This window comes from Segatella intestinalis (assembly GCF_029348455.1).
In the GTDB taxonomy this organism is placed as follows: domain Bacteria; phylum Bacteroidota; class Bacteroidia; order Bacteroidales; family Bacteroidaceae; genus Prevotella.
Map to the genome: position 1 here is coordinate 137,456 of NZ_JARJVV010000007.1, position 24,737 is coordinate 162,192.

Below are 24,737 nucleotides of genomic sequence, written 5' to 3' on the forward strand. Positions count from 1 at the left end.
TCTTATATTTATTTATGAATCATATTTTTAATGACACCTATGGTATCATACAAACTCTTCATTTTAAATACATAAGCAAGACCTGTGTAAAGAGCCATACCTACAAAAATGCCAGCAAGAAGTTGTATCCAATCTATTGAAAACAGTCTAATTGTAAATAATACAGCAATATACATTATTGCAGACAAACAGGCTGAAGGAAACAAATCCTTTAACTGATTTAAAATCGATAATCCTAATAATTTACTTACATAATAAAAATTAATCAACAATATAACTACTGAAGATATAACACTAAACCAGCACATAGGAATAATACCAAATGGCAATGAACCAAAAAGGACAAGAAGAGACAACACCTTTCCTACAACACTTATCTTCAAAGACAAGTCACTTCTTCCCATAGCCTGGATTAGATTAATATTCAATGATTGGATAGGCATAAAGACAAACATAAAGCATATAATCTGCAATATCTGAGCACACAACTCCCATTTTGTTCCAATTGTAAAAAAGATCAAAGGCAGAGAAACTGCAGACAAGCCAAACATCAGCGGAAATACAATAAATGCTGATGTCTTTATCATTTTGCGATAAACAGACCGTAAACGTTCTATATCATCTTGAATTTTGGACAAAGAAGCAAATGACACATTATTCAATATACCTACTATATTTGTTGATGGCATAGTTGCCCAATTTTGTGCTCTGGTATAATGTCCCAATGTTGCAGGAGAATAAACTTTACCTATAACTATACTATACACATTGCCATAAATAGTATCTATAATGCGTGTTAGAAGCAACTTACTGCTAAATCCAAACATTTCGTGGAACGATTTCCAAGAATATATCCAAGAAGGATGCCAACGATTTAGAAGCCAGCAGAGCACAGTCCCTAAACATGTTGCTATCAAACTCTGACCAACCAAAGCCCAAACGCCATAGCCCATAAAGGCCATTGCCAATCCCAATGCTCCAGAGACAAGAGTATGAGTAATGGAAATCATGGCTTGTTTTTTAAACTGCATGTTGTAATTCATCATAGCAACAAGTACTGTGCTCAATGAACTGATAGGAATTGTAAGAGCCAGTACTCTTAGCAAGGACGTCAATATGGGTTTGCTATAAAAGTCTGCAACCCAAGGTGCAATACAGAATACTATAAAATAACAAATAATACCCACAACTATATTAAAATAAAAAGCTGTGGACAAATCAACCTGTGTTCTATCTTGCTTTCTTACTAATGCTAACGAAAAGCCTGATTCGGCAAAGGTGTTAGACAACTGGATGAATATCGCCAACAAACCTACAGTTCCATAGTCATCTGGTGAAAGAAGGCGAGCCATAAAAAGCATCAGTAAAAACTGAATGCCTTTCATCGACAAGTTGTGTATTGTATTCCAAAGGAGTCCTTTACTTACTTTTTGTTTTAAATTATCTTGTTCCATTTATTATTTCTCATCTTATTCTACCGTTACACTCTTTGCCAGATTACTTGGCATATCCACATCCAATCCCTTATCTACTGCCACATAATAAGCAAGTATCTGGAGGGGTAATACACTCAGTAATGGCACAAGTGCATTGAGAGTGGAATCTCAAGTACTGAATCGGCAATCTTCTTCTCTTGCTCATATCCCTCTGTTACCACTGCCAAATGCGACCGTTGCGAGACTTTACTTTCTGCATATTGCTGATGATCTTCTAACTGCCAAAATAGGGGTTGAATGCTTATAAGCTAAGCCGATTTTATTATCTCTCTTATCCATGGTTATTCTGGCATTGCAGTTGTATACTCCTCACGTTCGCCATGATGAAGGAAATTTGCTTTATTTCTATGCGTAGAGAAAACCTTACAACCTATTTGCTTTAATGCATTGATGGTACATTGATTCAAATAGTGTCCTTGTTTTTCTGTAGAAATGTAAGCCTCCTTGGGATGCAAAAACAAAATAGTCTTACTATCAAGATTATGTTTGCTGCCATGATGAGGAACTTTTAGCCAATATATATCTTTGATGGCTTTCTTATGGCATTGTGGTATATTTGCCAATGCTTCAACCCCTGCATCTCCCATAAATAAGTATTTCTTTCCTATTTCTGGCTCAAACATGAAAATTAAACTACTTTGATTATGAACTGAAGAGTCATCAGTAGCATCGTCCAATGCTTTGCTCAAACACGATTCAGTCGGTCTAAAAGCTTCATCATCATCTTTGGCATCATACGAATAACCTTTCAGATTGTCAAATCTCATATTCGGTGCAAGTTTCTCAAAATAGCCCAAAGTTGGACCAATAATAGTAAGACCTAAAAAATCTCTTTCCTTACTTGGTTTTGCAACAATTATCCCTGTTACCTTATCCTTATAAAAAATAGGTTGAGCAAACTTATCCGATATTGAAATTCTTAGGGATTCTATCAAATCCAAAAGATTACTTTCACCTTGGTCAAATAATCTTGCGACTCTATTTGCTAACGTGGTTTCCTTAATTTCGTTTTGCACTTGAGTTACTTTGACATGATTCTGAGGATTATTCAACCAAAATTGTTTAATAGGTATAGCATCATCTTCTGCATCCTTGATTTTCTCCAACATCTTAACAAAGCCCCCGAAATGATCAGCATCGGGGTGTGTTACAATTGCCAAGTCTATTATAGGATTAGAATAATACTTCCTAATATGATTGATGATATTCTGTCCGTCTTTATAATTGCCGGCATCAACAAGAATCAATTTGTTACAGCCTTTGCTATCAGTATAATAGATAATGAAACAATCGGCAGCACCAACAGAAAGCATTTCAATATGATAATCCACAATCCTTAAAGGTTGTGGCTGTTTAAGTTTAAAATCTTGCATTTTACCAATTATATTCTGAATTTCCTATATATGCATTAAACAATGCACGAGCATAACTATATCCTTTGCTTTTCAAACTTACAAAAACAATAATGCCTAAAAGTACTTGAAAAGCAAGAGCGATTAGTGTAATTTGCCAATTATCAACTACATCAAATATATTCAAAAATAAAATTATCAGTAAGAAGGATGTGGAATAAACTGCTCCGCCCAGATAATTTCGGCAAAATCCAAAATCAATATTGTATTGAAGGAGATTCGGGTTATTCCTTGTCACCTCACGAATTTTTCCAACCCCATCAACTATAGTTTTCTTTGCTTCCAACAAATTGTTTTGCTCTTTAGCTTCGCTCAACAGCTTTATGCCAAAGTCTTCCTTTAATTTCGCCGCTATAGTTTTTATCATGTTTGCTGACATTCGTTTCTTATCAGACCATAATAAAAGTTTAGTAGTTGGCATTTCCGTTTCATCTTCCTTAAAGATGGGAAACTGGAAAAACATTTTTGAAGCATCCCTAAATAATTGACGTGCAAAATAACCAATTGCACCATAAACAACTCCAACTGGTACAAATATTCCAATTAGCGAAAGAACAGTTCCAAAACAATCTTGGAATTGGCTGAACCAAGAAGATAAAATTTGCGTTGTAACAATTGCTGGTATCAACATCGAAATTATCGCGGGATATTTCCGAGCGTAAGTTTCATAGTCCTTCATATTTTATCGTTTACATAATTGCTTTTATATATATTCCATCTGTACCCATAATTAGTTGCACAAATGGTAAATCTTCATCTCTCATTTGCTCACTCATTTTAGCAAATTGCTCTTTATCTAAAGAACTTGGTGAACAACTTGCATTTGGATGAGAGTGCCATTCTCCTAAATACCTTACCTGATGATATGTCCTTTTGGAAATTTGTTCCAATACATTCAACATACCATTACAGCCTCTTTCGAAATAATTGTAAGAACATTTACTATCTGATGGAGCATAGTGTTGATAAAAAACGTATATATTTTTTGCGTCCTTATCATAGCAGCCAAAGAGACAACCTCCAGTTTCTTTAGTCAAATCTGCTTTACGCAGTGTGCTAATTTCATCAATTAGTTGTGTGGAACAATAAACGGATACATTATCAATAATCTGTCTATCCCATGAAAGGATTTTCATGCCAATCTTAGAGATTGTGCTGTTCTCTTTATCTACTCTCCAAATACTTAACTGACAATCTGATTGTTGTGTCGTTTTTTGTATCTGTTGAGATGCGACAGATGCAAGCATTCCAATATTATCATAGTCCAAAACATTTGATTCAGATCTACAGCTGAAGTCATTTGTTCTTCTCAAATCTGCAGTGTCGAGATGGTTAGACAAAATGTCAGATGTAATCAAATTATATTGATAGCTCATCTCTAACAAATCAAGCCGCTGCTCTCCATTCATATCCTCCATCATATAAACCAAATCATTGCCTTTAGGATTAAGGAACAATGTACATTTTCTTTTACCCACATACTTGGAAGATAATGCAAGCTTTCGTTCTACACCTATTGAAGTACTGGCATCAACGACCAAATCCGTATTGCTGAATGCCATTTTTTCTTCATGAGGCTTCAGACTCATTGCGTTTTTATCAATAGAGAAAATCTTAGTACCAGAAATTCCATCAAAGTGGTCTTTTATACAAGAGGCTTTAGACTTCATAATGTCTCTTGGTTGTAGTATATGCCGACTGATATTATGCGAGCAATAAACATCGAAGTCAACAATACATATGCTATCGGATATACCCTCACGCACAAAATGATCAATGATGTTAGAGCCTAAAGTGCCTGTACCAATAAAAGTAACTTGTGAGTATAATGTCGTTTTACCATTTTGCGAGACGTTCACTTCTTTACAAGGGTTTTCCAATAGCATTTCTACCTTTATTGGCAAGGATTTTAACCATGCTTTAAATGTATTCTTGTCACATGCACGTCTTCTGTAATTCTCTATATCATGAATGCTTTTCCCTAATTTTACAATGGCAAGGTCTATCCTATCTGTAGAGGCAGAAGTTAGATTCTTCCGTTGAATAGCCAACATCAATAATAAACTTCTCTCGGATTTACCATCCGTCTTTCTTGCAAAATCGAGTATCGTTTCTATTACAGACTTGCCATCAATCGTTTCCAATACATTTAACTCACCTATATTCTTAGGTAAAAATGCCAAGTTTTTTGAAATTGTAGGTTTTAAGACGATCATGCATATATCGCAATTTGCTTGTGACTTGCCAACAAATTCTAAGGTATAAGTGTGTTCTGTCCTCTTTTTATATGCGCCATAAGGTGTAATGCTTGAGAAACTATTGACCATTCCACAAAAATCATGGTATTGGAAAAATACTTCCAAAGGCCGATCTTTCTCATGCAATTCTCCTATGCTATTCAAATTAAACCACCTGATAATGCTATTGATAAAATCAAAAGCATTGAATTGAGGACGAATATCCGAAAACTGCACATCAGAGACACATATTGATACAGGACGAGCATGTTCCCTTATATTAGAATGTGGAAGTCCTATGGGAAAGTCTTTTCGTATAGCATATACTTCCGGCAATTCCAAATCTTCTTTCAGACAGCGTATAGCGATGTCTTCACTCGTCAAAATGGGGAAATCAGGTTCGTCTGGAATGTTCAAATGGGATAACCTAAGAATAATTACTTCACTTGAATCTGATTTACGTTGACAGGAGAGTATATCCACTTGCTCATGACGCATTGCAGCCCTGTATATGGATATAGCCCTCGGAAGACGCAAATGAATTCCTTGGATTTTACAGCCTTCAACTATTTTATAGCCCCTTCCCATTTCCATTTGTTAGTTTTCTCCTGCTCTTGGAGCAGGACGTGTAACTACAGATTCACCTGCTGTTGAAGCTTGATAAATCTTGTTTTTACCATGTTTGTCTATGTAAAAAACGATAGGCTGAGGAATCTTCCCTTGCACACGATCGATGGCAGTGTTAAAGAAATTATCTTTATTTTTCAACCTTTTCATATATTCTGTTCTCGCTTGATAACATGGAGGATTCTTGTCATCATCAAGTATCTTTTTAGAAGATGCTATGACACATGACTTCATACCTATCTGCTTCTCCATAATAGTATCAGCAGATGGTAATACTTCATCCTTGTTTTCTGAATCGTTGAAAAAAGTCCAAGAACAATGATGTGGCGACATAAATATATTCCACTTTAGATTTTCATCATCTGTATTGTTGTCTATAATATGTTGCCATATTTCATGTTCGGCATCACCTCCCATCAATAATTTGCATACGGTTTGAATTTCACCAATATCATTTTTTACTTTAAAGCGATATTGGACAACAATAGAAGTGGCGTTCTTATCGTCTTCAGCTTTACTTTTGTCCACATCCTCCTTGAATGGTGCATGAATAAACATTTCAAGCCAAGTCATATCTTGTCCATCAATAGTTGTTACAAGCGTACCAGGAACATATCCATATCGAACATCAAAAGTTGCTTGTTTGTTGTAACCAACAATTCTCAAGAAATTTCCATAGCTTCCAACGAAATTCTTATTATCATCATACAGATGTCTACGACGTTTTGCCTCTTGGCGAATCGTTTCTGCAGAATCTGCTAATTCATTGCCAATTCCACGTGGTGTTACCCATAACTCACCTATGATTATCTCATTTGCATTTTTCTTTGAATCATACTCATCTGGATTTCCATGATAAAAGTTTCCTTCAAATCCTTTACAATGGTCATCGTGTGGATGGGTGCTTACAAATAAATCCACATATGGATAACCATTACTATCTGTACCAAGTTCTTTCAATAAATCTTTTTTGACATCATAACGGATTTGATTTCCTTCTTCATCGTTTAAATTATCAAACAACTGACAATCTACGATGATAGTCATGCCATTGCTCAGCTTAATAAGTGTGCAATCAGCATTCTCTACGGGATAAAACTTTATTAGATGTTTCATATTTTGCAATTACTTATTGTTACTAAATCAATTATTATATCACCTCGCTCACACTCACCTCATCCATAATCTTGCGCCACAATTCCTTGGTCATGGCAATGATGGATAATATAATGAAACTGTAATATTGCTATTTAGAACAGATATTCGTAATGCGACAATATCTCCTGATAGTCATTTTCGTATCTGGTCTTGTCGTTAGGACTGATATGAGGACTTTTGATAATCTGTTCCATTTCTTGGAGTACCTTGCCTCCTTCACACATGATGGGGTCAAGGTGCTCCTTGAACTGTTCTACAAAGGGCGCATAGTAGTAGTTTATCTCCTCGATGATAAAGGAAAAGATGTTCCATGTATCATTGATATTGATACGGTTATGCGCCAACTCGTCCAAAGCGTATTTCCTCAGATAATCGATGTTTTCTGCTTGCAATGCCACTTCCTTGTCGTCTTTTACAGGATGGAAATAGCGGTCTATCAGCACTTGTCGCTCTTGCAGGTTGCGTTGATAAAAGATGTTCTCATGGGTGATTGAGGTTTTGCTTTGCTCCACTTCCTCAAAGTGCTCGGCATGAACACCGCTGATTGCTACACTCATTCCGCCGATGTCCATCACCAGACGGCGATCTCGGTCAATACGAATGATGTAGCCTTCCAATCCAGCCATCTCACCTGTGGTGATACGGAGGAGAATGCGGTTGCGAGCATAATAATGATAAGGGTGGAGAAGGAAACGGATGCGCTCAGGAGAGGTTTCCGTGACACGCATGAATGGTTGCATCTGTGAGTCGGGTATCTCTGCTACCTTGCCTGTGCTACAATTCTTACACAGACGGGCGTGAGAGAAGTGCTTATCGAGATAGGCTTGTATTTCTTCGGGAAAACCTTGGAAGAAGACAAGTCCGCTGACGGTCGGAACTTCTTGATGTTGAACCTTTTGCTTGCCCAATTTCTTGAAATAACGCACAGTCTTATGCACAAAAAAGGTTATCTTGTCCGTCTCCAACTGTTCCTCCATCTTCTTCACTTTGCTGTTGTGAACAAAGACGTAAGACCATGTTGTTCCGTTCGATTGACGACACTTCTTTATCGCAGAACCAGTCTTTGCGTCTGGCTCTGTAACGTGGTTGCCCTTTGGAGAAACAAGTTTCTCGTCGGCTGTAGAAAAAGAACTTGTACCATCCGGTTTCATAAATTCTGCTCTACTTTATGTCCTCAGCTACAACCATACATGATGGTTGTGGAGATATAGTCAATTTATTATTGCTGTGCATAATCTTAATCGTATTTATGAGTATCAGACATTACTGCCTTTGCACATGTATCATTATTTTACATTCATTACACTCTCTTCTTATAAAAGCGCAAAACAGCCGAAACAAGTGCAAATCTGCTACTTGGAGGAATCGTCCAAGGCAGATTTGCTAAACATTTGTGTGATTTTTTTAGAATGACATACAGAAAATGATAAAATCTGACATGTAATCCAACTAATTTTCGTATTTTTGTAGCGAGTTTGCTCTCTTATAAGAAGAAAGCGTGAAATTTGCTAAACATTTTACCCCTTCATTTCGGGATTGTGTAAATATGACTATTTGTTTACAAATCTTTCAAGATCTTTTGATAAAATCCTCACGCTCAGCAATCTGAAAACTAATTTTCATTGCACTCGTTTAATCGGATTTTTTTTATGATTTGCTCGTTGGCTTCGTTGATGGTTGCCATGTCTAACGACTGTAAGTAAATCTGTGTGGTCTTGTAGGAGCTGTGGCCCATTCCCTCGCTGATAGTGGCTATCGGAATGTTCATGTGCAGGGCGACGCTTGCCCATGTGTGGCGTGCCACATAGGTGGTCAGCGGTATCTTCAAGCCTATCTTCTCACCAATTTTCTTCAGATTGTAGTTGGTATTGTGTTCCACCTTACGGTATGCGGTATAAAGCGAAGTATCTTTGCCTGTCAAGATAGGCAGCAGATAAAGAGAGTCTTTAGTTTGCTCGGCGTATTTGTCTATGATCATTTGCATGGATTTCATCCATTCGATATTGAGATTTTGGTGGGTCTTTCGACGGTTGTAGCTTATCATTCCGCATTTCAAGTCGCTTTTCTTCAGGAATGCCATATCCACGAATGCCATACCACGCAGATAGAAACTGAGCAAGAACAGGTCTCGTGCCTTGTCAAGAGATGAACCGCGAGGCAATTCCAATTTTTCAATCTTGCGAATATCCTTGACGGAAATGGCTCGCTTGCCAGTTCTCACATTGGCGGTCTGCACATGGGCGAAGATGTCGTTGTCGGGAGCATGCCCTGCTTCTATCGCCTTGTTGTGGAGGGTGCGGAGTGTGCGCAGATAGAACGCCACGGTGTTTTGCCCTACGCCTCTGTTCCAAAGCCATGCTTGATACATCTCCATCATGTCGCTTGTCATCTGGGTGAAGGCGAGGTCTTCGTGACCACGAAACTCCATGAAGCGATTGACGGCACTGACATAGTTGTTTTTGGTACCTATGCACTGCATCTGCTCTTTCTTGGCTATCTGCTGTCGGAAGAATGTAAATACGCTCTGGCTTGGCGGCAGTTGCTGGATTTCCTTGGCTATGTCGTCAATGGAATAAGGGATGCGCACCATCTCCTTGTCATGGATGATGCGCTGCATCTGCTTCATCTCCCAATCTATCTTTGACTGGATGAGTTGTAGATGTGCCTGACGATTATTGCGATCACTAATGATGATAGCCGATTTTTTGTCGTTCCACTCCTCAGGAAAGACATGATAGTCGGTACTGATCCAACGCAGATTGCGCTGATGGATAAGGTGATAATACAATGTGCCTTCCTTCCCCTCCACCGAGGAGGCACGGAACTTTACTTTTACTGTTGCCATAATGCTATAATCTTAATGGTGAATAATGTTTTTTCGGTTTACGCCTTATTATATAAGCAGTAAAAGTTCTGTTTGTCTCCGTCTTCTGATGGATGGGATATGCTTGCCTCTCCATCTGCAAAAGTCAAGGTAATCTTTTTCTATGTCACGCAATCCTCGCTCAATCTTTTGCAGGAGACGGCTCTTCGGAAATCTTTTGTTCCCTAATATCTTGTAGGGGCCGACATTGTAGGCAAGTACGGCAAGGAGTAGTGAGTCTCTACCGTACTTACGAAACATGGCACATAACTTGGTGAGATCTGAGCGCAACAGGGAGTCGGCTTGCAGATAAGTGAGATTATTCTTGAACTTCTCATGCGGCAAAATCCGATGTCCCCATCCGATATAGGGATAGTTGCGCTTAATATCGTGCCATCCCTCGTAATACTTGATGCACCGCACGGCTCGCTCAAAGGGTGGCAAAGCAAAGATGCCCAAGTCGGTTTGGCTTGGGCTATCGTTTGTAGGTGTTTTGTTCTGTGCCACGATGCTTTGGCACAGAAACAAGAGCATTAGGGTAATATATGTCCTTATCTTTTTCGTCATGGATGTTGTTCTTGTTTTGCTTTTTGGGGTGTCATTGGCTTGTCACTTGGCGTTCTTCTTGTTGAATATCTCTGCAATCATGGCTTTCACGTCCTCACCGACCTGCACGAAGTTCTTATAGAGGATGCGCTCACGTTCATCACGGCTCTTGAAGGTGTAGAACTTGGGTAGTGGCATATACTCACTTTCCTCCTTCTTGATGTCTGCCATATCGAAGTCGGTCTTGCAATAGAACTTACTGGTCTTGAACTCATCGCTTTCCTGTATGTTCATGCTGCCATTCATGCCGGTCTTGGTAGCCACAAAGTCTCTTGCGGTCTGTCCGCAGATCCATCCTGTCGGCATGTCCGAGATTTTACTGGCTGGCACCAGACTCTCCATGTTCTCATTCAGGTTTATGCTCGTCTTGTCTCTGTCGATGGTCACGCCTTTCTTCAGTTGCACCACCTTGCCGAAGATGTCGGAGGACAGCCATTCGAGCGTTTCCTTGCTTCGTGCAGAACCGCTCACCACATTGCCTACGGTGGTGATGATCTTCTGCATACCTACCTTGCCATAGTCGGCTTCCAACTGCGGCAACTCCTGAAAGCCCAGGGCTACGCTCACCTTGTTGCTTCGGGCTGTGCCTATCAGTCTGTCTATCTTGTGGAAGTAGAGTGTAGGCAACTCATCCACAATGATGCTTACTGGTATGTTCTTGCCTTGCCCGGTATTCACTCGTGTCACCAGTCGGTTGAGGATAAGGGCGTTCAATGCTCCGATGATGCTCTCCATCTCTGGGTCGTTGGCTATCAGCAGATAACTTGGGTTCTTCGGGTCGCTGACCTTCAGGTCGAAATCATCGCCGTCCTTATGGAATATCCAATAGCTTTCCTTGGTGGCAAGTCGTGAGGTATATACACGCAGTGTACCAATCATACCTTCCAACTGCTCCATCGCCTTGTTCTTCAAGGCGGTCTGGAAAGGTCCGAGCAAGGGTGCCACCTCATTGTCGGTCTCCAACACATTGAAGATGGTCTGGTAGCTCTCATTCAGGAAGCTCAGGATATGGGGCATATCGCTGTACTTGCCCAACCAATAAGCTGGCTCCACTTCTTCTCCTGCATGGTTAAACACCTTACCGGTCGGCTTCATCTGCATGGTCTTCGGATCAAGTACTTTCTCTGCTATCAGTATCTTACCATCCTTGTCGTATGGCTCTTTGCCATAGTTGATGAAGAAGTAGATACAGGCGGCGAGGAAGTTGACGGCTGAGGTCTGGAAGAACTGGTCGCTGCCGCCACCGCCTTCTTTCTTGCCTTTTTGCAGGGATTCAAGCAGTGTCTCTGCGGTCTCACTCGCTGCTGCCAAGTTATTGATATACTTCTGCTGTATCGGGTTCACTCGCTTGGAGTATTCCACATCCACGAAGTTGATGATGTTGAACTTGCAGCCTTCTGGCAGTTTACCCAACTGTTGGTTCTTCTTGTAGTGGTAGTACAGTTTGGTTGCCAAGGTAGGAAACTTGTAGTCGTAAACGACCATCGCAAAGCCTTTTGCACTGTGCTGACGGATGAATGGCTCGATGATGGAGAATGTCTTTCCACTACCAGGCGTACCCACAACCCAGGTGCCTCTGAATGGGTTCACGATGTTTACCCATCCCTTGCGGAACTTACCCTTATAGTAGTAACGCATAGGGATATTCACGCTGTACTTGTTGTATTCCTCCTTCTGGCACTGTTCGAAACTCTCGTTCTCAAAATTGAAACGGTCTTTCATCAGCCCTTCCTTCAGGAACTTCGAGATATTGTCCAAAGCGATATGCACCAGAACTGTTCCGATGATGGTTGCCACCATATAGAGAATAGTGCTCAATCTTAGAGTATAGAGACGAGTGTCCATCGCATAGCCAAAGAGCCACACGGACAACACCAACAGCAGCACGCCACTCACCAAGGGGCACAGCACCTGCCTTCGGGCATCAAATTCCAAGTGTTTCTTGTTTCTCGTGCCTACACAGGTGATGCACACCAACAAGAACGTCACCACCTTGCTATACACCAGGTTGCCGTCATGGTAGATGAACCACTGCTTGATGCGGTCGTGCAGGTCGCACACCACACCGCCAAAACCGTCTATCGCCCTTGGGTCTATGGCATACTCAAAGAACTCCATCAACACGGATATGTAGATGACCGCCCTAAATATCTTGTAAAATCCTTGTAGCTCCTTGCTTTCTTCCATTGGATATGATTGCTATTTTAGAAAAATCGGATTGAATGAGTCGGCTGACAACACATCGCTATAGTTCACTTTCAATGAGATGGTGCGACCGCTGATTTGGTTCTCCGTCATTTCGATAGTTAATTGCTTGTCATTTGGGAATGTCATTTTCCGAATGACTATCACATTGCGGTAGCCATAGCGGAAACGCTTGGTTTGCTCCAACGTGAAGACTGGATGTAACTCTACCATCTGCGAGTTGGTAGCCTTGGCGGTCTTCTTATCCGTCAACTTCAATCGTATTTGGTCTATGTCAAACGGAATGTCTGTCTTGTTCTCCACGGAGAAATCCAGGAAGAAATAGTCACCCGACGAATAGATGTTGTTCAGACGCATTACCATCTTATGGACTTTGGTCTTCACATAGTTCACATGGGCTTCCGAACTCCATATCTGGCGAGCATAACGAGCCATGTCCGTTGAGGACAATGTGACCGCAGGATTGTTATAGGCATTCTTTTCTATCTGTTGTATCTCCTTATCCGTCACTGCCTCTTGCAATCTCGTGGTATAGAGCAATGCATACTGTGCACGGTATCGTTCCGTCACGATGGTTACGATGGCAAGCACCTCACCATCTTCATGCATTCCCTCCTTGGGCTTCAAGCGCACGGTATTGTTGATGGGCTGGTCTCCTGCTATCTTGTCGGTGGATATATCCACAAAGCGGATGGGTTCACTTGCCGTAATGACGGTAGTCACTTGCTCGTTCACGGTCAGCTGCTCCATTTCCTGGTAGGTGCAGGGCTGATAGCACTCCGCACTGGTCTGTTGTGCCATCATGGGTGTGGCTGTTATAGCGCACATCATCAATGTGCCAATGGTCTTCTTGATATTCATATTGATGTAATGTTTACTTTGTTGTGTTTAATGTTTACTTGCTCTTGGTATCTTTCGAGTTTATCAGATACACAAAGGTGCCATATTTCAGTTTCACCTTGTTCTTCTTGATTGCCTTTCCTATGGCATTGCTTGTTTTCTGATAGGCATTCTGCATGGTCTGCATGCCCCACTGCGAAAAACTGCTGCCAGTATTGGGGGTGTTCATATCCACATTGCCGGTTACGGCTCCGCTTGCCACGTCTTTGCTGGTCTCTCGGAACTGGCTGCTTGGCACATACAAGCCTTCCATGCCGTCTGTGTCATAGAGTGACAGGTTGATTTTCACTATCTCATCGTCCACCAACACGCTTTTTACCGTGCCTTTCACTCGTTGCGAACTGAAACCGCTCATGGTGGCATACAGGTATGCGCCTTTCTTCACCACCATTTCACCAATTTCCACATCATCTAACAGTCTCAAACGTACACGGCTTCCATCCACGGCTTTCACATTCTCGTCAATGATAGCCTTTATCAGTGTCGGCTCTTTCTCATTTACTGCCAAGGTATTGAAGTAATCCGATGATGTCTTCACCTTTTTCACCACTTCACTTGGCTTGTCATTCTCGTCTGCTTCCTTTCTGGCATTTTCATTCACTTTGATCTTGCCTTCAATGTTGATGCCGCCATTGGCTGAGCCTTGCAGGTCGGTAGGAGAGGTAGCTGCTAAAGTCGAGCTGTTCGATTGCGTGGCTTGCTGTCCCTTCAGCCTTGCTTCGGCAAGTGCCTTGTTCAGCTCCGCCAACGCCTCATTCTCTCTTTGTCGCTCATGGGCTTCTTGTGCTTCTCTCTGTTTTTCCATTTCTGCCTGCTTCTTGGCTTCGGCATCCAACTGTTGCAGTTCTGCATCCGAATACTTGCTTTGGTATTCTTCTTTTTCTTGCTCATTGTCTCGGTCTATATTCTCCACGGCACTATGGTCTTCTATCTTGCCGTAGGCGTTCAACATGTTCTCATACTTTCCTCCAATACCGTCACCGCCCTTGATATGGGCTTGTGGCAGGTTCGGATTCAGATATTCCGTGGTCTGCATATTGGCATCCTTCTTCTCCGCCACCTTGGTATCAAAGAGGTCGAAGATAAAGTAGGAGGCACCAAGCAGTGGAAGATAGACAATCGCAGGTAGCATGTACTTGGGTTGTCTGAAATTGATTCTTTCTGTCAGCTTCATCGTTATTTGTCTTTATGAGGATGGCGTGCATCCTCATTGGTCCTTACTATGTTCTTTGCATTCCCCATATTCTGATGGCGAGCCTTTATCAGCGAGTCCTGTCTCTCCGTGGCGGTGCGTCGCTCGCCCTGATAATGGTAAGCTCTTGCCATGCGATAGATGTTGAAACTGAAGCTCACACCAACAAATCCGAACACGATGACCAGGAACAGTGTCTTGTGCAAGTCGGCAAACCTTTGCACCTTGGCTGCCGCCTTGTCTATCCTGCACATCTTGGCAAACTTCCTTCCGGCTCTCACGTCTCGCTCATAGCGTTCCTTGTATTTTGGGTCGTCCTTGTCGGGCATCTTCTCTCCAATGAGCATCTGCTTAAATCCTTTTGTGTTCATCGTTATTTCTTTTTTACCTTTTTACTTCTTTACCCTTTTACCTTCAATAGTTGCTCTTCGTCTTCTGGTCAATATCCTTGTTGAGCAAGGTTCGCCAGTTCACTATCAGCAATCCATGTGGGTTGTTGTCCGTCCTTGGCACACGTTTCAGTTGTCCTGCCGTCACCAGCTCACGTGTCAGCACATTGGTTCTGCGCTCGATGCGCTGTCTGCCATAGTAGGTAAACTCCATCTTCTCCTTGTTGAACTTGATACTGTCACAGAAGATACTGAACACGGCACTTGTTCCCATAATGTTGGAGTAGAAGCCCTTCTCCTTCAGTGTATTGTACTGCGCCAATCCTGTCTCATCCACCAGATACATGGCTTTCTCCATCGTGTATTTGATGTACTTGTCATCGGGTGCCAATGTGAAGAAATAATGATGGAACATCTCGATATGGCTCTTTGCTTCCACATCCAATGTCTCATCCATCGTCGTACGCTGCACCAAAATTGGCACGTTGCCGTCCAACACATAGATTTTGTTCTGTGCATCCACCACCATGTTCTTCGCCGTCCAGATGCTGCTGATACTTATCAGCACGCACCCAACCAGAAACAGGCTACAGATGATAGTCACCAACTTTACCTTATTCTCTAAATTCTTGATTACCATTGCTATAATGTTTTTTACCTTTTTACTCTTTTACTTTTTTACCTTTATCAGTGCATCACATGGGCAAGTGTCCCCTGTGCCGACATTTTGGCTTGCTGTGCCACACCCTCACCGAAGTTTCTTGTTGAGAATGCGGTATCGCCCTCTGGTATCATCCATGCCGCAAGGTCTGGAACCAAGTTCAGGCACTTCAATGCCACGATGCTTGCTGCCATTAGATACCCTGCCGAGAAGAACGAGTTTTGCAGATATGCTGCCATCGTCTGTTCACTGGCGGTGATTGCAGTCAGGTTCTCCACCTGTATGCAAAGCACAATGTCGAAAAGTAGCAGCACGTAGAAGCCTACGAAGTACAACATCGCTCCATAGAAATGCACGGTCAGATACCTTGTCAGCCACTTCGCCCAACTGCTTTCCCATTTCGGCAAGAGGGAGAACGCCCATTGTATCGGTCCGAATATCGTCAGCATTCCCAACAGTATCTGCTGGCAATAGATGGTGCTCCACCAACCGATACGGAAGACTATCAATGCTATCAACATTACTATCTTGTCGATGTTCACCACTGCTCCTGCTGTCAAAGAGGTAAACCACAGCTTGGCTGCGTCCTTTTCCATATTGGTCACTTCATCCACACCTGTCTGCTCCATGGTCGATTCCACCAGATTCGGGTCTGTTGTTCCCTTATGGGCAATGTCTGCCTGGGCTTGTACGTTGGTGTACATCGTGTCTCTGGTGTAGATGAGCTGCTGAACTTCCGTAAACTTGTCCTCTATCTGTGTGGCTTCCGCCTCATATAGGTCATGGGTATAACTTCCAATGGAGTTTGGTATGTAACTCAGAAAGTCCAGTACGCACCAATTGCTGCCACTGTTCGTCATGCCTGTATCGGCAGGTGGGTACCACCAACAGAGGATGATGCTTATCACCAGTGGCTTGAATAGTTTCATCACATCCAGTGGCTCATGCTTCACCATCATCTTGTAAGCCATATTCGCTGCCACCACGATGGAGAAGAGGGCTGCGAGTGCCATACACATTTGGACGACCCACCAAAAAGGTCCGTTTGAGCCTGTAAAAGTAGCGTCGCACAGAAACTCGTTGGTCTGGAAAATCACGTCATCAATTTCTTCTTCCAAGATGTTGATGCCGAAGTCGGATAATATGCTACTGTTGTCTGCCATAACTCCTTATCTGTTTATTTTCAAATCATTGTCATCCTCATTCGAGCCGTTATTACTGCCAGAAGATGTGTTGTTTCTCACTGCCATTCCTGCCTCTCGCCATTTGCTGGATGCACTGCTGATGATACTTCGTTTGTTGGCGGTCTGGTAGTTGCCGTTTGCTGTCAACAATTCCTTGGTCTTGCTGGCATTCGACATCTGCACCAGTTGCTTCACAAGTGTCTCGTTCTGTTTTGCCACATCTGCATAAATCTGTAGGTACATCTTCTTACGCTTGGCATTGGGCATATAGGCATCCTTGGTGGCTTTGATGGCTGTCTCATAGACATGATAGCATTCTGTCCAGCGTTGCTTGTCACCGATGGATCCGCCTACAGGCAGGATGCGGTCGATGTTGCTCTTGAAGGCATTCATCTTGCTGTTGATTTTGCTTCCTTCCACTTTCCAGGCGAGGTCAATCTGACGGTCTGCCATATTCAACGCCTCAATCTCTGCTCTTTTGGTCAGGGCAGAGTCGATGGCTTCGGCATATTCCACTTGATTGTAAGCTCCGATTCCTGCCGTGGTACGAAAATCGAGTTTGTTCTTACTCGCAGCCGATTTCTTGTAACTGCTGTGCAGTAACTGATAGTACAATTCTGGTGACAGACTTCCGCTACCGATTTCCATTACCGTTATCTGGTTCTTTTTCGAACTGTCATGATTGTATGTCACATAACTCTGGGCATTGCCTGTCATGGCTATGCCCAACAACAGTAATATAGCTCCTGCCATTGTTTTCTTTCTATCCATGTCTATACATTATAATATATAAGGGTTACTAACTCTCACTGTTTGCTAACAAATGAATTCTTCATACTTCACTCTTCACTTAACTAATATCCAAGTTTACCTGCCACTCGCCACCGACCGAAGGCATCTTCCAGTATTTGCTGCTTGCTTTTGGTTCGGTAAACCTTTTCTTTCCAATAGCCGATGCGCACTTGGATATATCGCCACGACTCAAAGTAGCTTTTGTTCAGATGCTTCTCTATATTGTCAAGCGAGGTGTTGATGCTTTCCAATACCACAAGAAGGTCTGCCGTAGAACACGCTGCCGCTCCTGTGGCATACAGCACCAAGTCGCTCACGCTTTTGTAGAGGTATTCGCCTTCATTTGCGATATTCTCTATGGCTCGTCGGTTAATACCTATCAGTATGGTATCGGCAAGCGAAATGCGCTTTCGTTTGATGACTTTTTGGTTGTAGTCATCCAACAGCTTCTTATAGTCCGATATTCTGTCGCTCACACCCTCGTAGGTGGAGTACACGTTCAGACTGGTTCGTAAACTTTGATATAGCACATCTATCACATCAAATGCCCTGGTGTACTTGTCAAGGTCAACGTTCAGTTCCTTGTATGCCTTGGTCTCGTCCTTACTGTAACTGTGCAATAGTTTATTGCTGTATTCCAACGTGCTTCGTGCGAGCAACAGACTCCGCTGTTTCTTGTGGTCATTGATGTAGGCTTCCACGCTGGCAACATCAAATCCCCATTGGGCGAATGTTTTAGAGGGGAGGGCGAGGAGCAAGATTGCTATCAGCAATGTTCTCACAATATCCATTCGTCGCTTCTTGCTCACTGCCCCTGCAACCCTCTCCGCTGCATCAGCCTTGTATTCTTTTCTATTTCTCATTTTCATTGTCTTCATCATTAAACTTGCCGTGATAATCATCTGAGTGTTTGGTATCGGCAGCTTTCCTTAACCAACGTTTCTTGCATTTCTCCACCAGTGTCAACCGTCGTCCTTCGTCAGCATTGATATGTGGAGCGATGTCCATCAGCACGTCGATGATGTTGCGCTTGTAGTGCATCATCTTCTCCAACGATACCAAGTCTGCGTATATCTTGGTGATTCTGCTGTCCACCTCTCTGGCTATCTCTAACCTATCGCTCGACCATAGCAGATGAAAGGTATCATCGGTGTTATTGTCATCGGCAGGTGCGCTCTTAGCATATTCAGTGGTTATCTTGCACGATGGATATTCCTGCGCGATTTCCGAGATGCGCTTGTTCACTTCGTCCGCCTTTTCCTGCTCGGTCTTGCTTGGGTCAAGCGTTATCACATCCACTACCGAGGTGTTGGTGTATTCCGATGTCAGCTCCCAACTGATCTGCAGGATGGCTCTGTGTATCTTGATGCCCAAGAAATATTTTGGTTTTCGGGCGATCTTCAATGTTGCCTTGAAGGTGATGATGCCGTTGATGTTGGGCATGGTGGCTTTTCGAATGTAAGTATAGCCGCTCCATGTTCCTTCCCCTTGCCAAGTCAGGTTGTAGGCACTTTTGCAGTCGTTCATAATGGCTGGTATGCGATAGTAGTCATCCGTCGCCACGTCATTGTCCTTTCCTGCCTCTGCCTTGGCTTCCTCTATTTCCCTTTGTTTCTGTTGCCATGTGGCAAGTTCTTTGTTCAGTTGTTCGATGGAAGCCTTGTTCTTGTTGTATTGCTCCCGATACTTGGCTGCATCTTCCACACTTGCATTGGCGATTTGCTTGACAAGCGACTTGCTCTCGGCTTCCAACTGACTGATTTGAGATTGCAGAGAGGCTATCTTGGCATTGGCTTCCTGCTCTTGTTTATACAAGTCCGAGAGGTCAAGGTTGTTCTCTGTCACAGATGTTGTCATGGCGCATTTCTTGCTGTGGTCATTCAGCGAACCGCCACAACTCTTGCATTTGTATTGTGTGGTGCCTTGCCCCAACTGCACACCATCGCTGCATGTCACACTAATGGTCACGCTCTCGCATCCCTTCAGTTTGGCGGCATCGGTTGCCTGATAGTAGTTGCGTGCATCACTGCCTATATAATAGGTATAGCCTTCCTCGTTGTCATTCCATTCGCTCAACCGGGCTTGCAGTTGTGCCTTGAAGGTGTTCAAGTCCATCGAATAGGAGTCAAAGACTGCCTCATACACTTCTTCTGTCCTGTTCCAACTCTTGTCCACCTGTATCTTGTAGGCGTATGCCTTCTGTTTCTGTCCTTTCTTTTTGCTGCTGATGATGTAGCTGTTCAACCAATAGCTGATGCTATAAGTAAAGCCGTCATTCTGGTTGTTGAGCTGTTGCACCCTTGTTCTTGACCAACCTGCATGATTCTCCGAGTTTTGCAGGATAGCTTCCTTTTGGCTATTGTTGGGATAGAAGTTGGCATCCTTGGTGTTGATTCTGTACCAGTGGTCGCCTTTCAAGATGCTGTTGTCATCGGTGGGCGGTACATAGTCGCACAGTTTCTCTCGTCCTTGGTCTCGTCGGGCGATATACCATCTTTGCGTGTAGTAGTTTCCTGCTGTCTCATCCAGATAGTCGGTCATCCAAGAGGTGAGGTTATAGTTGGCAAGAGAGAAAAGTCCTGCCACGTTGTCCTTGCCTCCAATCATGCCCAAGAGGGTGTTGCCAACGCTCTTGTCGAGACTTTTGAACAGCGAGGAATAGTTATCCACAATGTCGATGGCTGCACTGAGCTTGCCTTGGAAGAGGTCGTTGAACTGGCTGCTCTGCAAAAGGGCATTGCCGATATTGTTCATTCCTGCTCCTGCAAGGTTGGCTCCTGCCTTATACAGATTGTCGATGTCGGCTTTCAGATTGTCTACTGTAAAATTGCCTGGCACCTTCGACAAATCGTCCAACATCTTCTTCCAATCCACGTTGCCAATCTCTGAAAGTTTCAGTATGGCAGCTATCTCCTGGTTGATTTGTAGAAAGGCGATGTCCGAGAATGTGAGGGTGCTGTTTGTTACCACACTCTCAAACTGCATACACAGGTTCTTGGTGTCATCACATATCTTCATCAGATAGGTTCCCCAATACAGGGCAGTCTGCGGACTTTTCAGCATCATTCCTGCCACCGTCCATATCTTCGGCATGATTTTGTTGCTCACAATGTTGTAGATACGGCGGTAATAGTAGTTCTCTGTGCTACTGTTCCAGATGCCCAAATCCGTCATTGCCTTGCGTTCCAAGAATTTTGAGGCGAAGATGCCGGCACTTGCCACTTCTGCTGCATTATAGTGCTTCAAGATGTTCTGCACCTGCTCGTTATAGTATGCCTCTGCCACGGCTTCCGTTCCGTATGCAGCTGCCATAGCAGCCACCGTCTGCTTGTCATAGTTCACGCTGTAGTACTGTGCGTCAGCCTTTGCCAACACACAGACTATCAGCATTATAATGGATAGAAGTCGTTTCATCTTTGATTACTTTTTATTTTTGTTCCCTAAATTCAGTACTTTTCCTGCCTGATTTACCTTTTGAGCAAAAGCGAGGCTCTTGCTGATACCACTTGCATCCCAATCCCTGCAATAGGCTTCGATAGCTTGTTGGTGGTTGCATTTCAACACTCGCTTGTAGAGTTTTAACGCTTCCTTCTCCGCTCGTTCCGTGGTGTAGGTCATATAGCACTCATGCGGTTCTTCCACACCATACACATTGCTGGTCTGTCCTCGTCTGATAAACACTTCACGAAAGAAACTGCGTCCTTCCTTATTCTCCAAACGGTTGATGGTGAATATCTTCTTGCAGTCCACATCGGTCAAACCGAGTATCGCCTTGATGGTGTCAAAGCGTTCCTTGAATTTACTCTGGTCGAGCAGCATCACCACATCCGAGTTGTTGATGATGGCTTCTTTCACTATCTCACTGCCGATGATATCCTGTATCTCCTGTGTCACCACACCCACGCTTGCCCAGAACTTTCTGGCGGTCTTATACAGATATTTTATGTATTCCGCCATCATGGGCGAGGCGATGGCTTTCCATGCCTCCTCGATGATGAGCATCTTTCGGTTCTTCTTGATGCGCATCTTCTGCAGGAACACGTCCATGATGATGAGCGTCACCAGTGGAAAAAGCAGTGGATCATCCTTGATACTGTCGATTTCGAAGACGATGAAGGTCTCATCAAACAGACTGCTGTCCATATTCTCATTCAGCGTTACATCGTGGCTACCTCCTTTATAGAAGTCCTTCAACAGATAGTTGTAGGATGACAGGTCTATGCCATGCAGACCATTCTCCTCGCATATCTTCGGCAGTCGCTCCGTGCTGAACTCATAGAAGGTGTTGAAACAGAGGTTGCTCACTCGCTTGGTGGTGAAGTAGGCATCATAATACTCGTTGATGACTTGCTCTATCAGCCTATCCTCGGTCTTGCTCACCGTGCCTTGACTTCCTTTCCATATCAGCATCACCAGGTTCTTCAGGAATCCCAACTTCTCGATGTTCCATTCCTCTCGTTTGATTTTGAAAGGGTTCATCGTGATAGGATGCTCCTCGGTATAGGAAATGTATTTTCCGCCGAAGTATTCACACAGTTCCTCATACGAGTTACCTGTATCTACCAGCACGATGTCGGTGTCCTGCTCATGGGCTTGGCGCACCATGGAGTTAACATAAAAGCTCTTGCCGCTTCCCGAAGGACCGAGGACAAAGAAGTTGCTGTTGTCGGTCATCTTGTTTCGTCCCTCTTTTCCTGATATGTCGATGGCTACGGGCACTCCTTGGCGGTCGGTATAATAGACCTTGAAGGGTGTGTCCTCGCTATGCACAATCTTTTCCTTGTACATCAGGCAGGTGGCAGCATCGCCCAAGGTCAAGAATCGGTCGTAGTCGGCATTCATCCCATAGCAGTTGCCGGGGAAAGAGTTGACAAACAGTTCCAACTGGTTGTAGGCTCGCTTCGATATATGGATGCCCATCCTGCCAAAGGCATTCTCCAGATGGTTGGTACACTTTTGTATATCCGTGTCTGGCTTCACCGTCACTATCAGATTATAGTGAGTATATACTAACTGCTTGTTTTCTCTCGCTATCACCTCTTGCACTCTCTTGATGTCCTCCACGGCAATCAGATTGCTTGGGTTTGGCATACTGCCATGGCGGTTCTTCTTTTTGTCTAGCAGGGCAAGCTCACGCTTCTGATTCGGCACAAAGATGATTTGGTTATACACCACACTCTCCACACCAGGAATGCTGTCCACCAATGCTACCAGATCCACTGGCATACTTGTGTTGTTCACCTCGATGTTGGTAAACGGACGGATTTGTGTCGGCAGATTAGCGCAATCCACATCCACAAGACTATATACCTTACAGCGTCTGTCACCCATACCTATCATCTCGTCATCCACCTTGAATCCTGTCATGCTCACCATCTTGTCACGGAAGTTCATGGCAAAGAAGCGGTCAACATATTGGCTTGCTTCTTGTTTGTTCAGAAACTCCGACTTGATACTGGCATCCTTCAGCTGGTCTTGCACCTTTCTGATTTTCACTAAGAAATCTCGCCATTTCTTGTTGTCGAAAGACATCAGACGACTCTTCTTGTTCTCCTGCGTAATGGTCAGATAGGTCATGCTGTCTGTATATTCTCTTCCGTTGAAATAGCGGAAGTAGGATTCTGATAGGAACTCATGCCCCTTGCCACTCTCATCCTCAAACTGCTTTCTGGTAAAGATGTCCTGCTTGTGCAGGGCATAGCCTTCACCCAGAGTTTGTGCGATGGCAGCAAACAGATTGGTGAACTCATAATAGCTGTCTATATTGGCAGAATACTTCTGCACAGGATTCTCCATTTTCAGAATGGCAGAATATTCTCCAGTCTTGGTATAGAGCACACCGATACCGTCCGTGTCTTCCACGGAGAAGTAGATGTCCTGAAAGATTTTCTTCCGCTTGCCACCAGTGCCAAAAGCATAGACCGATATGGCCATGCCAATGCAGGTTGCCACGAAAAATAAGATTACATATAGTACCATATTCGTTTATTCTTCTGTTTCTTCGGATGATTGATGATTTTCTCCCATACTGGATGATTTGTTGTCATTCTCTTGATAAGAGGTATTGGAACTTTCTTCGCCATAAAGGGTTGATACACTATCTTTTGCAGTGGAATCCATCCTGCTTGTTGGTGTTTCCACGGTTGCAGGATGTTCTTCTGCCTCTCTCGCCCAAGCAGCTCTTGCCTTGTCAGCACTCCTCATCGCATCCAATGTGGGTGGCTTGTAGGTCTTGTCCTTACAGGCGGTCAGCAATGTCACTGCCAATGCCGTTATTATAATATTCTTTCCTTTCATACTCACAACTGTACTTTAGTAGCGAAGATGCAATGTTTTCTGCTGAAACAAATAAAGGTAGGCCCACACCCTTGGGGGAGAATGAGCCTACCAGTCGTTCACTTTCTACTTGTCATCCACATCTTGGTCATGTCGATACTTTTTTTGTTTCACATTTTTATATGCGCTTGCTATAGGCATAGATAAACACTCCTTGGTCGTTCTTCTTGGTATGCAGTCCCTTCCGTTGCTTGAACATGATGAGACCTGCACCCGTAGTGATTACCACGACCAACACGATCAGTCCTGCAATGATACCTATCAGACAGTAGGCGGCAATGAAGCCGATGATGGCTCCTCCTGCCGTGGCTGCTGCCCAATAGATGTACCGCCCCTGTATTCCCATGAATTCAAGGGGCTTCTGGAGTCCCTTGAACAGTGGGTAGTCGGGGTAGCGGATTTCCTGCTCTTCTCTTGCCATTCTTCACGTCGTTTCTCACTTACTGTATATGCACGGAACAACTCTCACTCGTTAGTTGGTCACACCGAAGAACAATGGCAATGCCTGTGCTGCTGCCACGAGGAAGATACATGCTCCTACAATCATCATGATCTTTTTCTTGAAATCTTACTGATTGCTCGTAATATACTGATAATCAATACTAATTGGAATGACAAAATGACGAAAGAAACAAATTAGGAACAACAAAATCAAGAAACCCCAAAATGAAAGCATGAG

General features: G+C 43.3%; 20 protein-coding genes and 1 pseudogene. All 21 read right to left on the minus strand.

Going from position 1 to position 24,737, the window contains the following annotated elements:
* Positions 1-8: 8 nt before the first annotated feature.
* Positions 9-1,454, minus strand: coding sequence for a lipopolysaccharide biosynthesis protein (locus P3T48_RS06490; RefSeq protein WP_276506083.1), 1,446 nt, complete (start codon positions 1,452-1,454; stop codon positions 9-11).
* Between the two features lie 323 nt (positions 1,455-1,777).
* A complete protein-coding gene (locus tag P3T48_RS06500) occupies positions 1,778-2,869 on the minus strand; it encodes an MBL fold metallo-hydrolase (protein WP_276506084.1) in 1,092 nt (363 codons plus the stop codon).
* A 1-nt stretch (position 2,870) separates the two neighbouring features.
* Entirely contained in the window at positions 2,871-3,587 is a 717-nt protein-coding gene (locus P3T48_RS06505; protein WP_276506085.1) for a hypothetical protein, read from the minus strand.
* 10 nt (positions 3,588-3,597) lie between these two features.
* On the minus strand, positions 3,598-5,739 hold the full coding sequence (gene cap2-3 / locus P3T48_RS06510) for an anti-phage 6A-MBL system cap2_3 protein (RefSeq protein WP_276506086.1): 2,142 nt from the start codon (positions 5,737-5,739) through the stop codon (positions 3,598-3,600).
* A gap of 3 nt (positions 5,740-5,742) precedes the next feature.
* On the minus strand, positions 5,743-6,888 hold the full coding sequence (gene mblB / locus P3T48_RS06515) for an anti-phage 6A-MBL system MBL-fold protein (RefSeq protein WP_276506087.1): 1,146 nt from the start codon (positions 6,886-6,888) through the stop codon (positions 5,743-5,745).
* 134 nt (positions 6,889-7,022) lie between these two features.
* Complete coding sequence (locus P3T48_RS06520; protein WP_276506088.1) at positions 7,023-8,081, minus strand: hypothetical protein; 1,059 nt, start codon at positions 8,079-8,081, stop codon at positions 7,023-7,025.
* A gap of 461 nt (positions 8,082-8,542) precedes the next feature.
* The gene (locus P3T48_RS06525; protein ID WP_276506089.1) at positions 8,543-9,775 is read right to left on the minus strand and encodes a site-specific integrase; all 1,233 of its coding nucleotides are present in this window, start codon (positions 9,773-9,775) and stop codon (positions 8,543-8,545) included.
* A gap of 48 nt (positions 9,776-9,823) precedes the next feature.
* Positions 9,824-10,300, minus strand: a complete 477-nt coding sequence (locus tag P3T48_RS06530; RefSeq protein WP_276506090.1) for a glycoside hydrolase family protein — start codon at positions 10,298-10,300, stop codon at positions 9,824-9,826.
* Between the two features lie 102 nt (positions 10,301-10,402).
* Positions 10,403-12,586 (minus strand): type IV secretory system conjugative DNA transfer family protein, encoded by a 2,184-nt coding sequence (locus P3T48_RS06535; protein WP_276506091.1) that lies wholly within the window; start codon positions 12,584-12,586, stop codon positions 10,403-10,405.
* Positions 12,587-12,598: 12 nt separating this feature from the next.
* On the minus strand, positions 12,599-13,465 hold the full coding sequence (gene traN, locus P3T48_RS06540; RefSeq protein WP_276506092.1) for a conjugative transposon protein TraN: 867 nt from the start codon (positions 13,463-13,465) through the stop codon (positions 12,599-12,601).
* 34 nt (positions 13,466-13,499) lie between these two features.
* Complete coding sequence (gene traM / locus P3T48_RS06545) at positions 13,500-14,678, minus strand: conjugative transposon protein TraM (protein WP_276506093.1); 1,179 nt, start codon at positions 14,676-14,678, stop codon at positions 13,500-13,502.
* 2 nt (positions 14,679-14,680) lie between these two features.
* Positions 14,681-15,067, minus strand: coding sequence for a hypothetical protein (locus tag P3T48_RS06550; RefSeq protein WP_276506094.1), 387 nt, complete (start codon positions 15,065-15,067; stop codon positions 14,681-14,683).
* A gap of 43 nt (positions 15,068-15,110) precedes the next feature.
* A complete protein-coding gene (traK, locus tag P3T48_RS06555) occupies positions 15,111-15,725 on the minus strand; it encodes a conjugative transposon protein TraK (protein ID WP_010537146.1) in 615 nt (204 codons plus the stop codon).
* A gap of 47 nt (positions 15,726-15,772) precedes the next feature.
* The gene (locus tag P3T48_RS06560) at positions 15,773-16,909 is read right to left on the minus strand and encodes a hypothetical protein (RefSeq protein ID WP_071122653.1); all 1,137 of its coding nucleotides are present in this window, start codon (positions 16,907-16,909) and stop codon (positions 15,773-15,775) included.
* 6 nt (positions 16,910-16,915) lie between these two features.
* Complete coding sequence (locus tag P3T48_RS06565; RefSeq protein ID WP_443217174.1) at positions 16,916-17,701, minus strand: DUF5045 domain-containing protein; 786 nt, start codon at positions 17,699-17,701, stop codon at positions 16,916-16,918.
* An 83-nt stretch (positions 17,702-17,784) separates the two neighbouring features.
* Positions 17,785-18,507 (minus strand): hypothetical protein, encoded by a 723-nt coding sequence (locus tag P3T48_RS06570; protein WP_276506105.1) that lies wholly within the window; start codon positions 18,505-18,507, stop codon positions 17,785-17,787.
* Between the two features lie 67 nt (positions 18,508-18,574).
* Positions 18,575-21,136: a hypothetical protein gene (locus tag P3T48_RS06575; RefSeq protein WP_276506095.1), complete on the minus strand. Its 2,562-nt coding sequence runs from the start codon at positions 21,134-21,136 to the stop codon at positions 18,575-18,577.
* A gap of 6 nt (positions 21,137-21,142) precedes the next feature.
* Complete coding sequence (locus P3T48_RS06580; protein ID WP_276506096.1) at positions 21,143-23,701, minus strand: TraG family conjugative transposon ATPase; 2,559 nt, start codon at positions 23,699-23,701, stop codon at positions 21,143-21,145.
* A 6-nt stretch (positions 23,702-23,707) separates the two neighbouring features.
* Complete coding sequence (locus P3T48_RS06585; protein WP_276506097.1) at positions 23,708-24,025, minus strand: hypothetical protein; 318 nt, start codon at positions 24,023-24,025, stop codon at positions 23,708-23,710.
* Between the two features lie 151 nt (positions 24,026-24,176).
* Complete coding sequence (locus P3T48_RS06590; protein ID WP_276506098.1) at positions 24,177-24,479, minus strand: DUF4133 domain-containing protein; 303 nt, start codon at positions 24,477-24,479, stop codon at positions 24,177-24,179.
* 51 nt (positions 24,480-24,530) lie between these two features.
* Positions 24,531-24,626: pseudogene (locus P3T48_RS06595) on the minus strand (DUF4134 family protein); the annotation flags it as partial.
* Between the last annotated feature and the right edge of the window lie 111 nt (positions 24,627-24,737).